General features: G+C 68.5%; 12 protein-coding genes. 9 read left to right on the plus strand and 3 right to left on the minus strand.

The genetic code is table 11. From position 1 onward, the window contains the following. Positions 1-11: 11 nt before the first annotated feature. From G6O69_RS29515 to G6O69_RS29525, 3 genes are read left to right on the plus strand one after another with little or no spacing between them, the layout of a single operon-like run. A complete protein-coding gene (locus G6O69_RS29515) occupies positions 12-1838 on the plus strand; it encodes an ABC transporter ATP-binding protein (RefSeq protein ID WP_172306814.1) in 1827 nt (608 codons plus the stop codon). Then, positions 1835-3565 (plus strand): ABC transporter ATP-binding protein, encoded by a 1731-nt coding sequence (locus tag G6O69_RS29520; RefSeq protein WP_172306815.1) that lies wholly within the window; start codon positions 1835-1837, stop codon positions 3563-3565. The genes G6O69_RS29515 and G6O69_RS29520 overlap by 4 nt, the downstream gene beginning before the upstream one ends. A gap of 6 nt (positions 3566-3571) precedes the next feature. Further along, positions 3572-4261 (plus strand): siderophore-interacting protein, encoded by a 690-nt coding sequence (locus tag G6O69_RS29525; protein WP_172306816.1) that lies wholly within the window; start codon positions 3572-3574, stop codon positions 4259-4261. On the opposite strand, the gene G6O69_RS29530 is transcribed toward G6O69_RS29525, so the two are convergent. The 3 genes from G6O69_RS29530 to G6O69_RS29540 form a co-directional block, all read right to left on the minus strand. Then, a complete protein-coding gene (locus G6O69_RS29530; protein ID WP_172306817.1) occupies positions 4258-5127 on the minus strand; it encodes a hypothetical protein in 870 nt (289 codons plus the stop codon). The genes G6O69_RS29525 and G6O69_RS29530 overlap by 4 nt on opposite strands. 8 nt (positions 5128-5135) lie before the next feature. Then, positions 5136-6494: a hypothetical protein gene (locus G6O69_RS29535; RefSeq protein ID WP_217909938.1), complete on the minus strand. Its 1359-nt coding sequence runs from the start codon at positions 6492-6494 to the stop codon at positions 5136-5138. 86 nt (positions 6495-6580) lie between these two features. Next, entirely contained in the window at positions 6581-8179 is a 1599-nt protein-coding gene (locus G6O69_RS29540) for a vWA domain-containing protein (protein WP_172306819.1), read from the minus strand. Positions 8180-8384: 205 nt separating this feature from the next. Here G6O69_RS29540 and G6O69_RS29545 point away from each other — a divergent pair, with 205 nt between their 5' ends. The 6 genes from G6O69_RS29545 to G6O69_RS29570 all read left to right on the plus strand — a co-directional run bounded on the left by G6O69_RS29545 (position 8385) and on the right by G6O69_RS29570 (position 18275). After that, the gene (locus G6O69_RS29545) at positions 8385-9845 is read left to right on the plus strand and encodes a trypsin-like serine protease (RefSeq protein WP_172306820.1); all 1461 of its coding nucleotides are present in this window, start codon (positions 8385-8387) and stop codon (positions 9843-9845) included. A 256-nt stretch (positions 9846-10101) separates the two neighbouring features. Further along, positions 10102-11556 (plus strand): hypothetical protein, encoded by a 1455-nt coding sequence (locus tag G6O69_RS29550; protein ID WP_172306821.1) that lies wholly within the window; start codon positions 10102-10104, stop codon positions 11554-11556. A 103-nt stretch (positions 11557-11659) separates the two neighbouring features. Next, complete coding sequence (locus tag G6O69_RS29555; protein ID WP_176397155.1) at positions 11660-13147, plus strand: hypothetical protein; 1488 nt, start codon at positions 11660-11662, stop codon at positions 13145-13147. 109 nt (positions 13148-13256) lie between these two features. Beyond that, positions 13257-14687 (plus strand): DUF4215 domain-containing protein, encoded by a 1431-nt coding sequence (locus G6O69_RS29560; protein WP_176397156.1) that lies wholly within the window; start codon positions 13257-13259, stop codon positions 14685-14687. 227 nt (positions 14688-14914) lie between these two features. After that, entirely contained in the window at positions 14915-16576 is a 1662-nt protein-coding gene (locus tag G6O69_RS29565; RefSeq protein ID WP_172306824.1) for a hypothetical protein, read from the plus strand. Between the two features lie 121 nt (positions 16577-16697). Next, a complete protein-coding gene (locus G6O69_RS29570) occupies positions 16698-18275 on the plus strand; it encodes a hypothetical protein (RefSeq protein ID WP_172306825.1) in 1578 nt (525 codons plus the stop codon). Positions 18276-18298 lie beyond the last annotated feature (23 nt).

Raw genomic sequence — 18298 nt, forward strand, 5'->3', positions numbered from 1 at the left:
TCGATGCTCCGATGAGAACGCTGATCCAGTCTCTGCGCCCACACCGTGGCCTCCTCCTGACGAGCGTGCTCCTGGCGATCCTCGCCTCGTTGCTCGAGCTGGTCCCCCACGCCCTGGTCTACCTGGCCGCCCTGCGCGTGTTCGCAGACCCCCCTGCCCTCGCCGGCCTCACGAGCCTCGCCGCCCTCGCCTTCGCGGCCGTCACCGCTCGCTACCTGCTCACAGGAGGCTCCCTCGTGATCTCCCACGCCGTCGCCTTCCGGGTCTTGCGCGGCCTGCGTGAGCGCATGATCGCCAAGCTCGCCAAGATCCCCCTGGGCGTCCTCGAGCGCAAGTCGCCGGGCGACCTGAAGAAGGCCCTCGTCGAGGACATCGACGCGCTCGAGAACGTCGTCGCGCACCAGCTCACGGAGCTCGCCTCCGCCCTGCTCGTGCCCCTGGCCGGCGTCATCGTGCTGCTGACCGTGGACTGGCGCATGGCCGTGGCCAGCGTCGCCCTGCTGCCCCTCGCCGTGTTGATCATGGCGATCTCCATGCGCGACGTGGGCGAGCAGATGTCGGCCTGGCACGCAGCAGAGCGCCGCGCGAACGTGGCCATCCTCGAATTCTTCCGGGGGATCGTCGTGCTCAAGGCCCACGACCGCGACGCCAGCTCGATGTCTCGGGTCCGCGGCAGCGTGCTGGCCATCCGCGACCTGGCGACCAGCATGACCCGGCGCACGGCGATCGGCTACATGGCCTTTTTTACGCTGCTGTCGTCGAACCTGGTCGTCGTCTTGCCGGTGGGCGTGGCCCTGCACCGCGCCGGCGAGCTCTCGCGCCCCGACCTGGTGCTCTTCTTGCTGCTCGGCTTCGGCCTGACCGCGGCGCTGCTCAAGCTGCTGTTCTTGTTCAGCGACCTCCAGATGAACAAGGTCCGCTGGGCTCGGATCCAGAGCCTGCTCGAGGCCCCGGAGATCGACCGCGAGGGCGCCCCGGCCTTCGATCCCGAGGCCACGCAGGAGATCAGCCTCGAGACCACCCTCGATACCACCCTCGAAAAGCAGCCCGAGTCGACCGAGCTGCGCTTCGAGCACCTGAGCTTCAGCTACGCGACCGACCGCGGGCCGGCGCTCCAGGACCTGTCCTTCACCGCGCCCGCGGGCTCGATCACCGCGATCGTCGGGCCGTCGGGGGCGGGCAAGACGACCCTCGCCCAGCTGATCGCCGGCACGCGACGGCCGAGCGAGGGGCGAGCGAGCATCGGCGACGTCGAGATCGCCACGCTGTCCGCGGCGCAGCGCCGCGAATTGATCACGGTCATCGCCCAGCAAGCGCACCTCTTCCACGGCACGCTGCGCGACAACCTCCGCCTCGCCCGGCCCGCGGCCAGCGACGCCGAGCTCGAGCAGGTCGCCCGCGCCGCCGCGCTGCTGCCAATGATCGAGCAGCTCCCCCGCGGCTGGGACACCCTCGTGGGCGAGCGCGGCGCGAGCTTGTCCGGGGGCGAGGCCCAGCGCGTGGCGATCGCCCGCGCGCTGCTGCGAGACACCCCCGTGGTCGTCCTCGACGAGGTCACCGCCAAGCTCGACGCGCACAGTGAGCGCGCCGTCCAGCAGGCCCTCGGCGCGCTCCTTCATGGCCGCACGGTGGTGGTCATCGCCCACCGCCTGCGGACCGTGGCCACGGCCGATCGGATCGTGGTCCTCGACGCCGGCCGCCTCGTCGACCAGGGCAGCCACCGCGAGCTGGTCGAGCGCTGCCCGCTCTATCAGCGCATGTGGACGGCCCAGGAAGCGGCCGGGCGCTGGCGAATCCACGCGGCCGCGCCCACGAACGCAAAGCAGGTGCTCTCGTGATCGACTTTGGCTTCGACCTCGCGGGGATCCGCGAACCTCGGCTCCGGCGAGGGATCATCTTTGCCTCCCTCGGCGCGATCTTGGAGGCCGCGCCGGTGCTCGTCGCCTTCTTCGCCCTCGACCGGATCTTCGCCGGCCAGGTCGACACGCTCGACCTCCCGGCCCTGGTCGCCGTTTTGGTCGCCTTGCTGCTCGGCACCTACGTCTTCAAGGCGATCGGCTCGAACAACAATTTCACGGCCACCTACAACCTGGTCGCGGCCACGCGCCTGCGCCTCGCCGATCACCTGCGCCGCCTGCCGATGGGCTTTTGGTCCAAGCGCAGGCTGGGCAGCACGAGCGCGGTGCTGACCGACGAGTTCGCGCTCTACAGCGAGGTTGCGACCCACTCCTGGGGGCTCGTCGTCGCCAACATCGCCCTGCCAGCGGCGCTCGCGGCCGTGCTCCTCGTCGCCGACTGGCGCCTGGCCGCCGTCGTCCTCGCCCCCGTTCCCCTCGCCCTGCTCGCCATCCCCTGGAGCTACCGCCGGCTCAACCGCGCGGGCGACCAGCTCTTCGCGGATCGCCGCGCCGTCCTCGACGCCCTCGTCGAGTACATCGGCGGCATCGAGACCCTGCGCTCCCTGGGCGCCACGGACAGCTACCGCGCGCGCATCGAGGGCAAGCTCGAGACCCTCGAGCGCCAGCAGATGCGCGTCGAGCTCGCCCCGGCCCCCGCCGTGCTCACCTTCGGCCTGCTCGTCCACCTGGGCTTCAGCCTGGTGCTCTGGGCGGGCTCCGCCTGGGTCGGCGACGGCCTCCCGCCAGCGCGTTTTTTGCTCGTGGCCATACTCAGCGTCCACTTCACGCGCACGCTCTCCGAGCTCGTGCTCTACCTGACGGCCTCGCGCCACGCTGGCCGGACCCTCGAGCGCATGCGCCAGCTCTTCGCCCAGCCCGAGCAACCCGACGTCGACGGCGGCGAGCTCCCGCGCTCGCGCACCCTCGAGGTCGCGGAGGTGAGCTTCGCCTACGCGCAGACGCCCGCGCTCCACGACGTGTCCGTGCGCTTCCCGGAGGGCAAGATCACCGCGCTGGTCGGCCCCTCCGGCTCGGGCAAGTCGACCCTGGCCCACCTGCTCTCGCGGCTGTGGGACGTCGAGCAAGGCGCCATCCGCCTGGGCGGCGTCGACATCCGCGCGCTCCCCCTGCGCGCGCTCACCAGCACCATCGCCACGGTCTTTCAGGACGTGGTGCTCTTTCAAGAGAGCGTGCTCGACAACCTCCGCCTCGGGCGCGCCGACGCCAGCATGGAAGAGGTGATTCAGGCGGCCAAGGCTGCCCACGCCCACGACTTCATCATGGCCCTCCCCCACGGCTACGACACGATCCTCGGCCCGGGGGGCGCCGACCTGTCCGGCGGTCAGCGCCAACGCCTGTCGATCGCCCGGGCCGTGGTCGCCGACGCGCCGATCCTCATCCTCGACGAGGCCACGGCCAGCGTCGACGTCCACGAAGAGCGCGAGATCCAGCAGGCGATCGCCGCCCTGACCCGCGGGCGCACGGTGATCGTCATCGCCCACCGACTGTGGACCGTGCAGGACGCCGATCAGATCCTCGTGCTCGACGCCGGCCGCGTCGTCGAGCAGGGCACCCACGAATCGCTGCTCGGCGAAGACGGCCTCTACGCCGAGCTGTGGGCCACACAGCAACAAAGCGCAGCCTGGAACGTGAAGACTGGAGCGTGAAGATCCATGCCCGAGCTGCCACAGATGCTCGCCGGGACCATGTCCCGGCTGTTTGGAAAGCCCGTGTCCGTGATCGCCACCAGCTGCCCGGCCGCGCAATTCAAGCGCGTCCGCTTCCAGGGCCCTGCGCTGATCGGCGCCCCCGTGGCCCCCAACACCGTGGTCGAATTTCACGTCGATCCCCGCAGCTTCCGCCACTACACGCCCGCGGCCGTGGATCCCGAGCGCGGCAGCCTCGACGTGCTCTTTCATCTCCACGGCCGCGGACCCGGCTCGGCCTGGGCCGAGGGCCTCGCGGTCGGCGACACGGCCAGCCTGCTCGGCCCCGGATCGGGCAAGCTCCGCGTCGACCCCGAGAGCGCCGCGCACCTCCTGCTCGGGGACGAGACCTGCCTGGGCCTGGCCGAGTGGCTGGGCGCGCAGCTCGAGGGCTTTCACGCCTACCTCGAGGCGGACACGGACTGCGCCGAGGCGGCCGCCTCGAGCACGCGGATCCTGCCGCGAGACGGGCGCGAGCGTGGCGACGCGCTCGTCGCCTGGCTCGAGGCGAACCCGCCCGATCCCGGCGCGGCGCTCTACCTCTCCGGCCACGCCCAGACCATCCAGCGGCTTCGCCAGGTGCTCAAAGCGCAGAAATTTCCCCCTCGGCAGCTCCGCGTCGAGCCCTACTGGGCCGACAACAAACGCGGTCTCTAGGAGCCCGTGTCGGTGTCCGTGTTGATGCTGGCCAGCATGCTCAGGTCCACGCGCCCGCCCCCGGCCCGCACCTGGACCGTGGCTGCCCCCGTCCCCGTGACCCGGCGAAAGCTGCCCGAGCCCATGTGCGCGACGTCGTCGAGGTCGATGAGGATCGCTCCGGCGTCCGCGATCTCGATGTCGAGGCTCGAGGAGCTCGACAGGGCGATGCTCACCTCGCCAGCGGTCTCGACGATGATGTCGCTGTTGGCCTCGGACTCGATGTCGACGCGGCCCTCGCCCGAGCGCACGTCCACGGGCGCGGCCGTGGACAGGGTGACGTCGCCGCGGCCGGTATCGATCACGATCTGCTCGGCGCCCCCGAGGACCTCGACGTTGCCGCCCTCGAGCGTGACCGACAAGAAGGCGTCGACGCTGGTCACGAACACGTCCCCGGTGCCGACGATCTCGTGATCCAGATAACTGGCGCTCTCGATGCGCAGCTCGTCGAGGACCGTGATCTCGCGGAGCTCCGCGGGTATGTCGACGGACAGCCGGGCGATGCGCTCCCAGGTCTCCCAGACCATCTGCGCGCCCCCAGCCTGGGCCAGCGCGTCCTTGGGTGTGCCGCCCAGGGTGCTGAAGCTGCCCCGCCAGTCGATGAAGGTTCGCCCCGGGTCCCCGACCAGGGACAGCTGCGTGGGCGGGACCTCGATCCGCACCGTGTCGACCCCCGAGAGGCTGGCCTCGTCGGAGAAGCCCTGCTCGCCGCGGTAGCCGAACACGCAGGCCGAGCTCAGCAGCAAGCCCGCGAAGGCCCAGCGAGCGCCGCGGGTCGCGGCCACGCGCGTGGAGGTCGGGGTCGAAGTCGGGTCTGGGCGGGCCATGGCAGCGCTCAAAAGTAGACGGAGACCCCGCCGCCGAGCTCGAGGTTGGGCGCGAAGCGAGGCAGGGCGCGGCCGGCCGAGAACCATCGCGTGGTCACGGGCACGCTCAGCCGCGGGCTGAAGTCGAGGGAGAGGTGGTTGACCGGGAACACGCGCAGGTCGACGACGCCGTAGGGCGTGGCCCCGAAGCGCAGGTCGTTTTTTTCGATCGCAACCTCGGGGTCCAGGGCCTGGCTCGGCCGGCTGCTGACCACCTGCATGGCCACGCCGAGGCCGAGGTCGATCCACAGCCGGCCGCGATCGTACACGCGGTAGTCGGCCCGCAAGCCGAACTGTCCGAACTCGGGGATGTCGACATCCTTGCCCACGGCGAGCGAGAGATCCGAGACGCCCACGCTCAGCCGGCGTGTGGCCTGGCCCATGAGCGACACGCTCCAGTTGTCGTAAAAGCCCGGCCGGTTCACGTCGGCGCGAAAGCCCACGGTCATGGTCCGGTTCACGCTCAGCCGGACCTTGTGATCCACGGCCGGCACGACCTCGCGCGCGGGCTCGTGGGCGTGGGCGTAGGCGTCGGTGATCGCGTAGATCCACAGCATCGGCACCGCCGTGGACAGCACGCCGTAGCCGATCAGCCGGGCGTACTCCTTGCCGAGCGGACGCGTGCCGTCGGAGGGCATGTTGTAGAGCACGATCGAGCCGGTCAGGCTCGCAACGGTGGCGAAGAGCAGGCCCACGCCCTTGCCTCCCTGGCCGTTGATCACCTGGCCGATGCCCGGGGCCAGGGTCGAGGCCAGCGGGCTCGCCCACACCCGACGATTGCGACGCGGCCTCTGCGTCGACGGATGCTTGATGTTCGGAGGGCCTTGCTGGGCCAGGGCGAGCTCCAGGAAAGCCAGCTGGAGCTCGCGGCGCTCGTAGGCCTCGACCGGCAACACGCCCATGCCATCCCAGATCAGCTCGACCGTCCCCGCCACGACCAGCGGATGCTCGAGCTGCTGCTCGTCGATGACGCGGTAGATCCCCGGGGTCAGCTGTAACGCGTGGGTCTTGCCCTCGCCCAGCGCGAGCCCCTCGGCGATGGTCCGGCCGCGCTCGTCGACGAGGGTGTATGTGCCCGCCTTGGCTGGCGCGAGGGTCAGCACCGTGGCCCGCAGGCCCGCGTCGACGTCGGCATCGACTTCGACGGCCTCGGCATCACCGGCCGGGTCGGCATCGGCATCACCGGCCGGGTCGGCCGCGGCGGCCACCTCCGCGTCACTAGCCGCACCGACATCACCACCCTCGGCGTCCGATGGGGCGCCCTCCGCCGGTGGAGCGAAGGCGAAAAAGAGCGCGGTCGCCAGCGCGAGCACAGCGCACTTATACACCGGATGTCTCGAATCCAGCACTCAAAATGCCGCGCCCCAGCCGGCCGCGACCGACTTCGACCCGTCTCGAACAGTCTCGACCCGTCTCAGCTGGGGCAGTCGAGCTCGGGGCTCTCCGAGAGCACACAGTTGCCCGAGATCTTCGTCCCTCCTGCCGCCGGAAATCCGGGGCGCCGGACAATCTCGAACTCCATGTTGATCCCTTCCCCGATGCACTCCGGCGCCATGTCGTCGAGCTCCTCGGGCGTCGACTCGTCGGGATCGACGAGCATCGCATAGCAAGCCTGCGCGTCCTCGGGCAGGCGGTAGCCGCCGATCTCCGGATCCTCGAGGTAGGGCCCCCACTCGCCGTCGCGCAGACACTCGGGCAAGAGCGCTGGCTCGCCGCCGGGCACGAGCTCCTCGACCTCGCAGCTCGGCTGGAGCAGCGGGATGTCCGGATGCGTATCGGCGACACACTTGGCGTAGCACGAGGGGATGATCTGATCGCGCATGCGCGCCGCGATCGTCTCGAGCGGCCCCGTGTAGTCATCGCTGCACACTGAAAACAGGTTCCCCGGGGTGAAGGCGTCGACGAACTCGCGGTTGCGCACCGGGGGCACCGCCGCCTCGCCCTTTTGCCCCTCACAGCCCGGCCCGATGCCGAAGTCGTGCTGGAAGTCTGGGTTGGAGCTGCTCGCGTCCGCATAAAAAGCGGTCCCGTAGGCGTCCACGCCGCCGATCAACGCCACGATGACCTCCTGGCTGGGATCCAGCGCCTTCTTCTGCGCCTCGAGATCGGCCACGAAGTCGATGTAGCGCGACATCGGATGGAGCACCGCCGCGTCCGGGTCCTCGGTGGGTACGCCGAGCACGTCGAGGTCGACGGGATCGCAGCTTTCATAGCTGGCGGGATCGCCCTGACAGGTCACCCCGGCGTTCCAGCACACCGCGGAGGTCGGACCCTCGTCGTCGGGATCCGACCAGAACGTCCGCTCGCCATCCAAGGCGAAGATCGTCGCCCAATTCTTGTCGTAGGAGCAGTCGACCTCGTCCGTGACGATGATGATCGCCAGGATCGCCGAGCGCCGCAAAAACCCATAGTTGGCCTCGCCCATCGTCTCCGACCGGAGCAGCGCCAGGTACATCGACTCGAGCGGGCTCTCGAAGCCGCAGCCATCGATCCCCTGGGGCGCCAGACAGGCGAAGGCCTCCGCCGTCCCCACCCCGGCCGGCAGGTTGGTCTGCCCCTCGATGCGCTCGAGCCACGGCCGCGGCGCCGCCACCGAGTCGCGCTCGGTCGTCGTCGGCTGGATGACCAGCGCCTCGTCATCGAGCGCGCAGATGTCCAGACAAGCCTGCGCCTGCACGTCCACGTCGTCGCCGAACGAGAACTGCTCGAGACGGCTACGGCACGAGCTGGCCACGAAGTTCCCGCCCTCGGGGCTCGTGCCCGTACACCACGGGTTGTCGTTGTCCGTGGTCGTGACCGCGATCCGATAGTTCGCGCGCACGGTCTTGTCCTCGAGGACATCGATCATCGCCGCGAAGTTGGCCGCCAAATTTGCCTGCTCCTCGCCCATCGATCCCGAGTTGTCGATCACCAACAAGACGTCGACATCCTTGTTCACGGCGAGCTTCAGCTGATTCTCGGGCTCGAGCTCGGACTCCAGCTCGACAGGATCGACGCTGACCCGACACCCCATGACGCCCCCCATCGTGACGAGAGCAAGGCCCAAGCTTCGCGCGCGCGCAAACATCACACCTAGCCTATCAGCTCCAGCCAGGCAGCGTGGGTCCGGCGCACCACGACCTGGGCATGAGCCCGAAGTTCGATTCCTCACCTTGCGAACGCTCGGCTCGCTCGGCTTTGGTGGTGCTTCGGATCCCCCTTTTGTCTATCGTGGCGACGTGCCCTCGCCCGCCACCACCTCTCGCCACGCCGCCCTCGCCCTCGTCCTCGCCAGCTTGGCCGTGCCCAGCATCGCCCGCGCCGGCAGCCCCGAGGACTCCCAGGGGCCCACGGAGATCGAGGGACCCGAGGACTCCCAGGCCATCTCCAACGGCGATCTGGCCGACGAGTGCGCCTGGCCCACGACCGTCGCGGTGACCGGCGGCGGCTTGTGCTCGGGGACACTGATCCACCCCGAGCTCGTGGTCTTCGCCGCCCACTGCGGCGCGGGCAAGAAGACCATCCGCTTCACCGAAGAGGCCTACAGCGGCGGCCAAGAGGTCCCCGTGTCCTTTTGCATGGTCTATCCCGACTACTCCGAGGAGACGGATCAGCCGATCGACTGGGCCTTTTGTCGACTCGCGGAGCCCGTCACCGACATCCCGATCACCCCGCCCCTGCACGGCCCCTGCGAGACCACGGCGCTCTACCTCGGGGCCGAGGTCGCGGCCGTCGGCTTTGGCTACACCCTGACCGACGATCCGGGGCCCAAGACCTGGGGCTTCTCGGAGCTCCTCGCCGTCAACCTCGAAAAAAACGTCGCGGTCCTCGGCGGATCCGACAACGCCTCGATCTGCCCGGGAGACTCGGGCGGGCCGATGTTCGTGCAGCTCCCCGACGGCACCTGGCGGACCGCCGGCATCGCGTCCACGGTCGCCGGCTCCTGCGGAGGCGCGGGCACCTACTCGCTGCTCGACGGCGCCATCCCCTGGCTCGAGGAGAACAGCGGCCTCGACCTCACCCCCTGCACCACCACCGACGGGGACTGGGCGCCCACGCCCAACTGCACCGGCTTCAACGCGGCCCCCGCCAACGAAGGCAGCGGGACGTGGGCGAACTGGTGCTCGGGGACCCCCGCCGGCGGCGACGACTCGCTGTGCGGCGTCGCGTGGACCGACTTCGACGACAACCTGCCCCCGAGCGTGGCGATCACCTCTCCAGCCTGGGGCGACATCTTCCCCGAGGGCAGCAGCGTCGACATCCTCGTCGACGCCATCAAGGACCCCGACGGCCCCGCCATCAAGGAGGTCCGCCTGGAGATCGACGACGCCGAGATCAGCACCGACGGCGTCGACCCCTGGGGCTTCGAGGGCGCGACCTTCCCCACCGCCGGCGTCTACACCCTGGTCGCCGTGGCCGAGGACTGGGGGGGCAACATCGTCGAGTCCGCGCCCGTGGCCATCGGCATCGGCGACGTCACGGTCCCCGAGGAGCCCGAGGACACCGAGGATGAGAGCAGCAAGGGAGACGCCGGCTCAGAGGACAGCGCCGACGGGGACGAAGGCGACGGCACGGGTGGCGACCCTGGCCTCGACGAAGACGGGGGCTGCGGCTGCTCGAGTGGGCGAGGACCTGGCGGTCTCGGCTGGGCGGCGCTGCTTGGCTTGGGGCTCGTGGTGTTGCGTCGGCGTCGCGACTGAGGCCCTCGCTATCGACGGGAAGGCTCAGATCCCCAACGTGCTATCAGCTGACAGGAAACAACGGTGGCCTCGGCTGACGAGCGACCCCTCCGAGCGCCTCGCTGCCATCATCGCCATGACATGAACACACGCGGGGCAAGATGGCCGCGTGAGACCACGTGAGAACCACGCGACTCAGCTCGGCCTTCCTCTTCTACTTCTACTTGTCCTTGGCGCGCCATCGCTAGCGTGCTCGGAGGAGGACTCCTGCGAGGCGATGCCTGACCTGTGCGTCGCCGATGATGAGTTCGGAACAGATGGTGCCGAGTCTACGGACTCGACCACGGGTACCCACGACACGAGCACCGGAACCTCAGATACGACCGAGGGAGACACAAGCTCCGAGAACACCGGCGAAAAAGACACCGGCGAAGAAGACACCGGCGAAGAAGACACCGGCACGCCTTCGGTCTGCGGCGACGCTGAGGTCCAGGATGGGGAAGAGTGCGACGACGGCAACGCCGTTGACGGCGACGGCTGCGACAGCGACTGCACGGCGACCCCTGTCACAGCGCTCAGCCTCGGCAATTCACACTCCTGTGTGCTGATCGACGGCGGTCGTGTCCGCTGCTGGGGCTTGAACGACTCCGGCCAACTCGGCTTCGGCCACACCAATATCATCGGTGACGACGAACTCCCCAGCGATGTCGGCGACCTGTTGCTTCCCAGTCTTCCAGCGGCCATCAGCCTCGGCGGGAATCATACCTGCGCCGTGTTCGGCGACGGCGGCTTGGGTTGCTGGGGCAAAAACGTCTCCGGCCAGCTCGGGAACGGCGGCACCGACAACTATGGAGACAACGAAGACCTCGCCAACCTGGAGGGACTCGACTTCTCCTCGCTCATGGATGTCCAGTTGGGCAGCGGCTACACCTGCGCCTTGCTCGAGGACGGCTCGGTGACTTGTTGGGGCTTGAACAACTTCGGCCAGCTCGGCTACGGAAACACCTCCGACCTCGCCTCGCCCGGAGGTAGCCTTTCGCTCGGCGGAAAGGCAATCAAGCTTGCCGTTGGCATCGGGCACACCTGTGCCCTACTCGAGAACCACGATGTGCGCTGCTGGGGCTCCAACAACGTCGGCCAGCTCGGCCTCGGCCACACCAACAACATCGGGGACGACGAACTTCCAGTGGACGCGGACCCCCTTTCGCTGGGCCTGCCGCCTGATGCCGAGGTCGTTGACCTCAAACTCGGCCTCTACCACTCTTGCGCCCTGCTCAGCAATGGCAGCGTCATGTGCTGGGGCTACAACTTCTACGGCCAGCTCGGCCTAAACCACACCAACTCCATCGGCGACAACGAACTCCCCACCACCCAGTCCCCCGTGAGTCTGCCTGGTGCCGTCGAGCAGCTCGCGCTGGGCGCCAACCACACCTGCGCCCTGCTCACCGGTGGAGACGTCATGTGCTGGGGCGACAGCTACGCCGGCCAGCTCGGCCTCGGCAACACTGAAACCATCGGCGACAACGAATTCCCCATGGATGGAGGCTTCGTCGAACTCGGTGGGATCCCGCTGAGCATCGATGCAGGCACCCACCACACCTGCGTCCTGCTCGAGAACTACGACGTGCGTTGTTGGGGCAACAACACCTCCGGCCAGCTCGGCCTCGGCCACACCGATCGCATCGGCGACGACGAGCTCCCCGTGGACGTGGAACCCGTCTCGGTGTTCTGACCGCCCGAGGGGCGCGCCCCGGCGCGCCCCCTCCCGGCCGCTCTCATCTCCACCGGCCCAAGTCGCCCCCCCCTTCTCCTCCAACATCCCCGATGATGGAGGCATGTGGCTCCCCGGCAAGCTCCCCCTTCTCCCTCTCTTGGCCGTGGCCCTCACCTCCACGGCCTGGGCGTGCCTGACCCCTTACTGCGAGCAGTTCCCTGATAGATGTGTTGCTGGTGATGAGACTGAGGGGAGCAGCGAGGGCGGTGACGGTCAGGGCGAAGATGAGGGGTCCGAGACCGATGAAGGTGTCGGCTCCGAGGAAGAGGACACCGGCACCCCTTCGGTGTGCGGCGATGGTGAGGTCCAGGATGGCGAGGAGTGCGACGACGGCAACGCCGTCGACGGTGACGGCTGCGACAACGACTGCACCTTCACCACCGTTGCAGCGCTTAGCCTCGGCGGGGCCCACACCTGCGCGCTGATTGATGGTGGCCGCGTGCGCTGCTGGGGCAACAACTACGACGGCCAGCTCGGCCTCGGGCACACCAACAGCATCGGCGGCGACGAACTCCCGAGCGAGGCCGGCGACCTGCCACTCCCAGGTCCCCCAACAGCCATCAGCCTCGGCGGAGACCACACCTGTGCTTTGTTCGACGGCGGCGATGTGGGCTGCTGGGGCCTCAACACCTACGCCCAACTCGGAAACGGTGGCAACGACAACTATGGAGACGACGAGACCCTCGCCAACCTGGAGGGGCTCGGCCTCTCCTCGGTCATTGATGTCCAGTTGGGCTACCAGTACACCTGCGCCTTGCTCGACGATGGCACGGTGACCTGCTGGGGCTGGAACAACTACGGCCAGCTCGGCTATGGCCACACCTCCAACCTTGCTTCGCTCGGAGGGAGCCTTTCGCTCGGTGGAGCGGCAATCAAACTCGCTACTGGCGGAAACCACACCTGCGCCCTGCTCGAGAACCACGACGTGCGCTGCTGGGGGAACAACGGTGTCGGCCAGCTCGGCCTCGGCCACACCAACTTCATCGGTGACGACGAACTCCCCACGGACGCGGACCCCGTCTCGCTGGGCCTGCCGCCTGAGACCGAGGTCATTGACCTCGAACTCGGCCTCGGCCACACCTGCGCCCTGCTCAGCGACGGCAGTGTCATGTGCTGGGGCTACAACTACTACGGCCAGCTCGGCCTCGGCCACACCAACTACATCGGCGACAACGAACTCCCCTCCTCCCAGCCCATCGTGAGCCTACCTGACACCGTCGAGCAACTCGCGTTGGGCTCCCACCACACCTGCGCCCTGCTCACCGGTGGAGAAGTCATGTGCTGGGGCCGCAACGGCTCCGGCCAGCTCGGCCTCGGCCACAACAACCACATCGGCGACGACGAACTCCCCGCCGACGCAGGCTTCGTCGAACTCGGCGGGAGCGCGATAGCCATCGCGGCTGGCGGCTACCACACCTGCGCCCTGCTCGAGAACCACGATGTGCGCTGCTGGGGCTGGAACAATGTCGGCCAGCTCGGCCTCGGCCACACCTCCAACCTCGGCGACAACGAACTCCCCGTCGACGCGGACCCCGTCTCGGTGCTCTGACCGCCGGAGAGGGCGCGCCCTCTCCGGCGGTCCCTCTCCCGGCCGCTCTCATCTCCACCGGCCCAAGCCGACCACCCCCTTCTCCTCCATCATCCCCGACGATGGAGGCATGCGGCTCCCCGGCAAGCTCCCCCTTCTCCCTCTCCTGGCCGTAGCCCTCACCTCCACGGCCTGGGCGTGCCTGACCCCTTTCTGCGAGCAGTTCCCTGATAGATGCGTTGCTGGTGATGAGACTGGGGGGGTCGACTCCGAGGAGGAAGACACCGGGCCCCTGTTGATGTGCGGCGATGGCGAGGTCCAGAACGGCGAGGAGTGCGACGACGGTAACGCCGTCGATGGTGACGGCTGCGACAACGACTGCACCTTCACCGCCGTTGCCGCGCTCAGCCTCGGCTGGGCCCACACCTGCGCGCTGATTGATGGTGGCGACGTGCGCTGCTGGGGGCACAACCTCTTCGGCCAGCTCGGCCTCGGCCACACCAACTTCATCGGCGACGACGAGATCCCCAGCGAGGCCGGTGACCTGCCACTCCCAAACCGCCCAACAGCCATCAGCCTCGGCGGAAACCACACCTGTGCTTTGTTCGACGGCGGCGACCTGGGCTGCTGGGGCCTCAACGACTACGGCCAACTCGGAAACGGTGGCACCGACAACTACGGAGACAACGAGACCCTCGCCAACCTGGAGGGACTCGGCTTCTCCTCGGTCATTGATGTCCAGCTGGGCGGCTACCACACCTGCGCCTTGCTCGAGGATGGCACGGTGACCTGCTGGGGGAACAACAGCTACGGCCAGCTCGGCTACGGAAACAACTCCGACCTTGACTCGCCTGGAGGGAGCCTTTCGCTTGGTGGAGCGGCAGTCAAGCTCGCCGCTGGCAGCCACCACACCTGCGCCCTGCTGGAGAACCACGACGTGCGTTGTTGGGGCCTCAACTTCAACGGCCAGCTCGGCCTCGGTCACACCAACCGCATCGGCGACGACGAACTCCCCTCGGACGTGGACCCCGTCTCGCTGGGCCTGCCGCCTGATACTGAGGTCGTTGACCTTGAACTCGGCGGCTTCCACACCTGCGCCCTGCTCAGCGACGGCAGTGTCATGTGCTGGGGGCGCAACGACTACGGCCAGCTCGGCCTCGGCCACGCCAACACCATCGGTGACGACGATCTCCCCTCCTCCCAGGCCCCCGTGAGCCTACCTGGCGCCGTCAAGCAACTCGCGTTGGGCAACGTCCACACCTGCGCCCTGCTCACCGGTGGTGAAGTCATGTGCTGGGGCTACAACGGCGGCGGCGAGCTTGGCCGCGGCCACACCAACTACATCGGCGACGACGAACTCCCCTCGGACGCAGGCTTCGTCGAACTCGGCGGGAGCGCGATAGCCCTCGCTGCTGGCGGCAGCCACACCTGCGCTCTGCTCGAGAACCACGACGTGCGTTGTTGGGGCGACAACGACTACGGCGAGCTTGGCCTCGGCCACACCAACTACATTGGCGACGACGAACTCCCCGTGGACGTAGACCCCGTCTCGGTGTTCTGACCGCCGGCGAGGCCGCACGGTGACCCACGAGGAGTCCGGGAGCGTCGAGATCTCCTACAGCCCCAGCGCGGTCAGCTTGATCGAGCGTGAGATCAAGAGCTGCGGGGTCGCGCCGAAGAGCTCGAAGAGCGGGTGTTGAGCGGGCCTGCGCGCGCACCTGCCCGCGCACCTGCCCGCACCTGCCCGTGTGCCTGCGTGCGCCTCCCCGTCTTCATTCGTCCCTCGTCATGCCCGACGATACCCGGATGAAGACCAACGAGAACGCGTCGGCCCGCCTGGGCCTCCCTGCCCTTCTCGCCCTGCTCTCCTCGCCCTTGCTGGCGTGCGCCCAGGTGCCCTTCTGTGAGGACCTCCCTGGCCAGTGCCTGGCCGATGAGGAGACCGGGGATGCCGTCGCCGGCGAGGAGACCGATGGGGTCGGCGAGAGCGGCGACGGGGCTGGGGGCTCCGAGACCGGCCCTGTGGGGGAAACGGAGGAGACCTCCGGTCTCGAAGATGACATGGGATCCGAGGAGACCTCCAGCTCCGAGGAGACCTCCAGCTCCGAGGAGACCTCCAGCTCCGAGGAGACCTCCAGCTCCGAGGAGGAGGACACCGGCACCCCTTCGGCCTGCGGTGACGGCGAGGTCCAGGGCGGCGAGGAGTGCGACGACGGCAACGTCGTCGATGGTGACGGCTGCGACAACGACTGCACCTTCACCGCCGTTGCTGCGCTCAGCCTCGGGGACCACACCTGCGCGCTGATTGACGGCGGTCGTGTGCGCTGCTGGGGCCGCAACAGCAACGGCCAGCTCGGCCTCGGCCATACCGACCACATCGGTGACGACGAACTCCTGAGCGACGCCGGCGACCTGCTGCTCCCGGCCCCCCCAACAGCCATCAGCCTCGGCTGGGTCCACACCTGTGCTTTGTTCGATGACGGCGACGTGGGCTGCTGGGGCAACAACGGCTACGGCCAACTCGGAAACGGTGGCTTTGACCACTACGGGGACGACGAGACCCTTGCCGACCTGGAGGGTCTCGGCTTCTCCTCGGTCATTGATGTCCAGTTGGGCAGCTTCCACACCTGCGCCTTGCTCGACGATGGCACGGTGACCTGCTGGGGCTACAACAGCTACGGCCAGCTCGGATACGGCAACACCTCCAACCTCAACTCGCCCGGAGGGAGCCTTTCGCTCGGCGGGGCGGCAATCAAGCTTGCCGTTGGCAGCGGCCACACCTGCGCCCTGCTCGAAAACCACGACGTGCGCTGCTGGGGCCTCAACAACTACGGCCAGCTCGGCCTCGGCCACACCAACAACATCGGCGACGACGAACTCCCCTCCTCCCAGGACCCCGTCTCGCTGGGCCTGCCGCCTGACACCGAGGTCGTTGACCTCGAACTCGGCGGCAACCTCACCTGCGCCCTGCTCAGCGACGGCGGTGTCATGTGCTGGGGGCGCAACAGCACCGGCCAACTCGGCCTCGGCCACACCAACCACATCGGCGACAACGAACTCCCCTCCACCCAGCCCCCTGTGAGTCTGCCTGACGCCGTCGAGCAGCTCGCGTTGGGCAACACCGGCAACATTATCGGCGGCTACCACACCTGCGCCCTGCTCACTGGTGGAGAAGTCTTGTGCTGGGGCGAAAACGACGACGGCCAGCTTGGCCTCGGCCACACCAACAACATCGGCGACGACGAACTCCCGAGCGAGGCGGGCTTCGTCGAACTCGGCGGGAGCGCGATAGCCATCGCTGCCGGCTACAACCACACCTGCGCCCTGCTGGAGAACCACGACGTGCGCTGCTGGGGCCGCAACGGCTACGGCCAGCTCGGCCTCGGCCACACCAACTCCATCGGCGACGACGAGCTCCCCGTGGACGTAGACCCCGTCTCGGTGTTCTGACCGCCGACGAGGGCGCGCTCCGGCGCGCTGCGGGGTCGCGCCGACGAGCTCGAAGAGCGGGTGTTGGGCGGGCCTGCCCGCGCGCCTGCGCGCGCCTCCCCGTCTTCATTCGTCCCTCGTCATGCCCGACGATGCCCGGATGAAGACCAACAAGAACGCGTCGGCCCGCCTGGGCCTCCCTGCCCTTCTCGCTGTCCTCTCCTCGCCCTCGCTGGCGTGCACCCAGGTGCCCTTCTGTGAGGCCCTCCCTGGCCAGTGCCTGGCCGATGAGGAGACCGGGGATGTTGTCGCCGACGAGGAGACCGACGGGGTCGGCGAGAGCGGCGACGGGGCTGGGGGCTCCGAGACCGGCCCTGTGGGGGAAACCGAGGAGACCTCCGGTCTCGGAGATGACATGGACTCCGAGGAGACCTCCAGTTCCGAGGAGGACACCGGGCCCCTGCTGGCCTGCGGCGACGGCGAGGTCCAGGACGGCGAGGAGTGCGACGACGGCAACGTCGTCGACGGTGACGGCTGCGACAACGACTGCACCTTCACCTCCGTTGCCGCGCTCAGCCTCGGCGACTACCACTCCTGCGCGCTGATTGATGGTGGCCGCGTGCGCTGCTGGGGCCAGAACGACAACGGCCAGCTCGGCCTCGGCCACACCTCCAACATCGGTAACAGCAAACTCCCCTCGGACGCCGGCGACCTGCTGCTCCCGGCCCCCCCAACAGCCATCAGCCTCGGTGGAGACCACACCTGTGCTTTGTTCGACGACGGCGACGTGGGCTGCTGGGGCCGCAACTACTGGGGCCAACTCGGAAACGGTGGCTCTGGCAACTATGGAGACAACGAGACCCTCGCCAACCTGGAGGGACTCGGCCTCTCCTCGGTCATTGATGTCCAGTTGGGCAACTTCCACACCTGCGCCTTGCTCGACGATGGCACGGTGACCTGCTGGGGCTGGAACATCTACGGCCAGCTCGGCTACGGCAACTTCTCCCAACTTACCTCGCCCGGAGGGAGCCTTTCGCTCGGTGGAAAGGCAGTCAAGCTCGCCGCTGGCGCCGACCACACCTGCGCCCTGCTCGAAAACCACGACGTGCGCTGCTGGGGCAACAACGTCTACGGCCAGCTCGGCCTCGGCGACATCGGCAACAACGAACTCCCCACGGACGCGGACCCCGTCTCGCTGGGCCTGCCGCCTGACACCGAGGTCGTTGACCTTGAACTCGGCGGCAACCACACCTGCGCCCTGCTTAGCGACGGCAGCGTCATGTGCTGGGGCGACAACACCCACGGCCAGCTCGGCCTCGGCCACACCAACGACATCGGCGACGACGAACTCCCCTCCGACGTGAACCCCGTGAGCCTACCTGACACCGTCGAGCAGCTCGCGTTGGGCGCCTACCACACCTGCGCCCTGCTCACCGGTGGAAAAGTCATGTGCTGGGGCCGCAACGACTACGGCCAGCTCGGCCTCGGCCACACCAACAACATCGGCGACGACGAACTCCCCACGGACGGAGGCTTCGTCAATCTCGGCGGGAGCACGATAGCCATCGCTGCTGGCGACCGCCACACCTGCGCCCTGCTCGAGAACCACGACGTGCGCTGCTGGGGCCGCAACCTCTGGGGCCAGCTCGGCCTCGGCCACCACAACGACATCGGCGACGACGAACTCCCGTCTTCGGCGTCCCCCGTCTCGGTGTTCTGACCGCCGGAGAGGGGCGCGCTCCG

Source organism: Pseudenhygromyxa sp. WMMC2535, assembly GCF_011083025.2.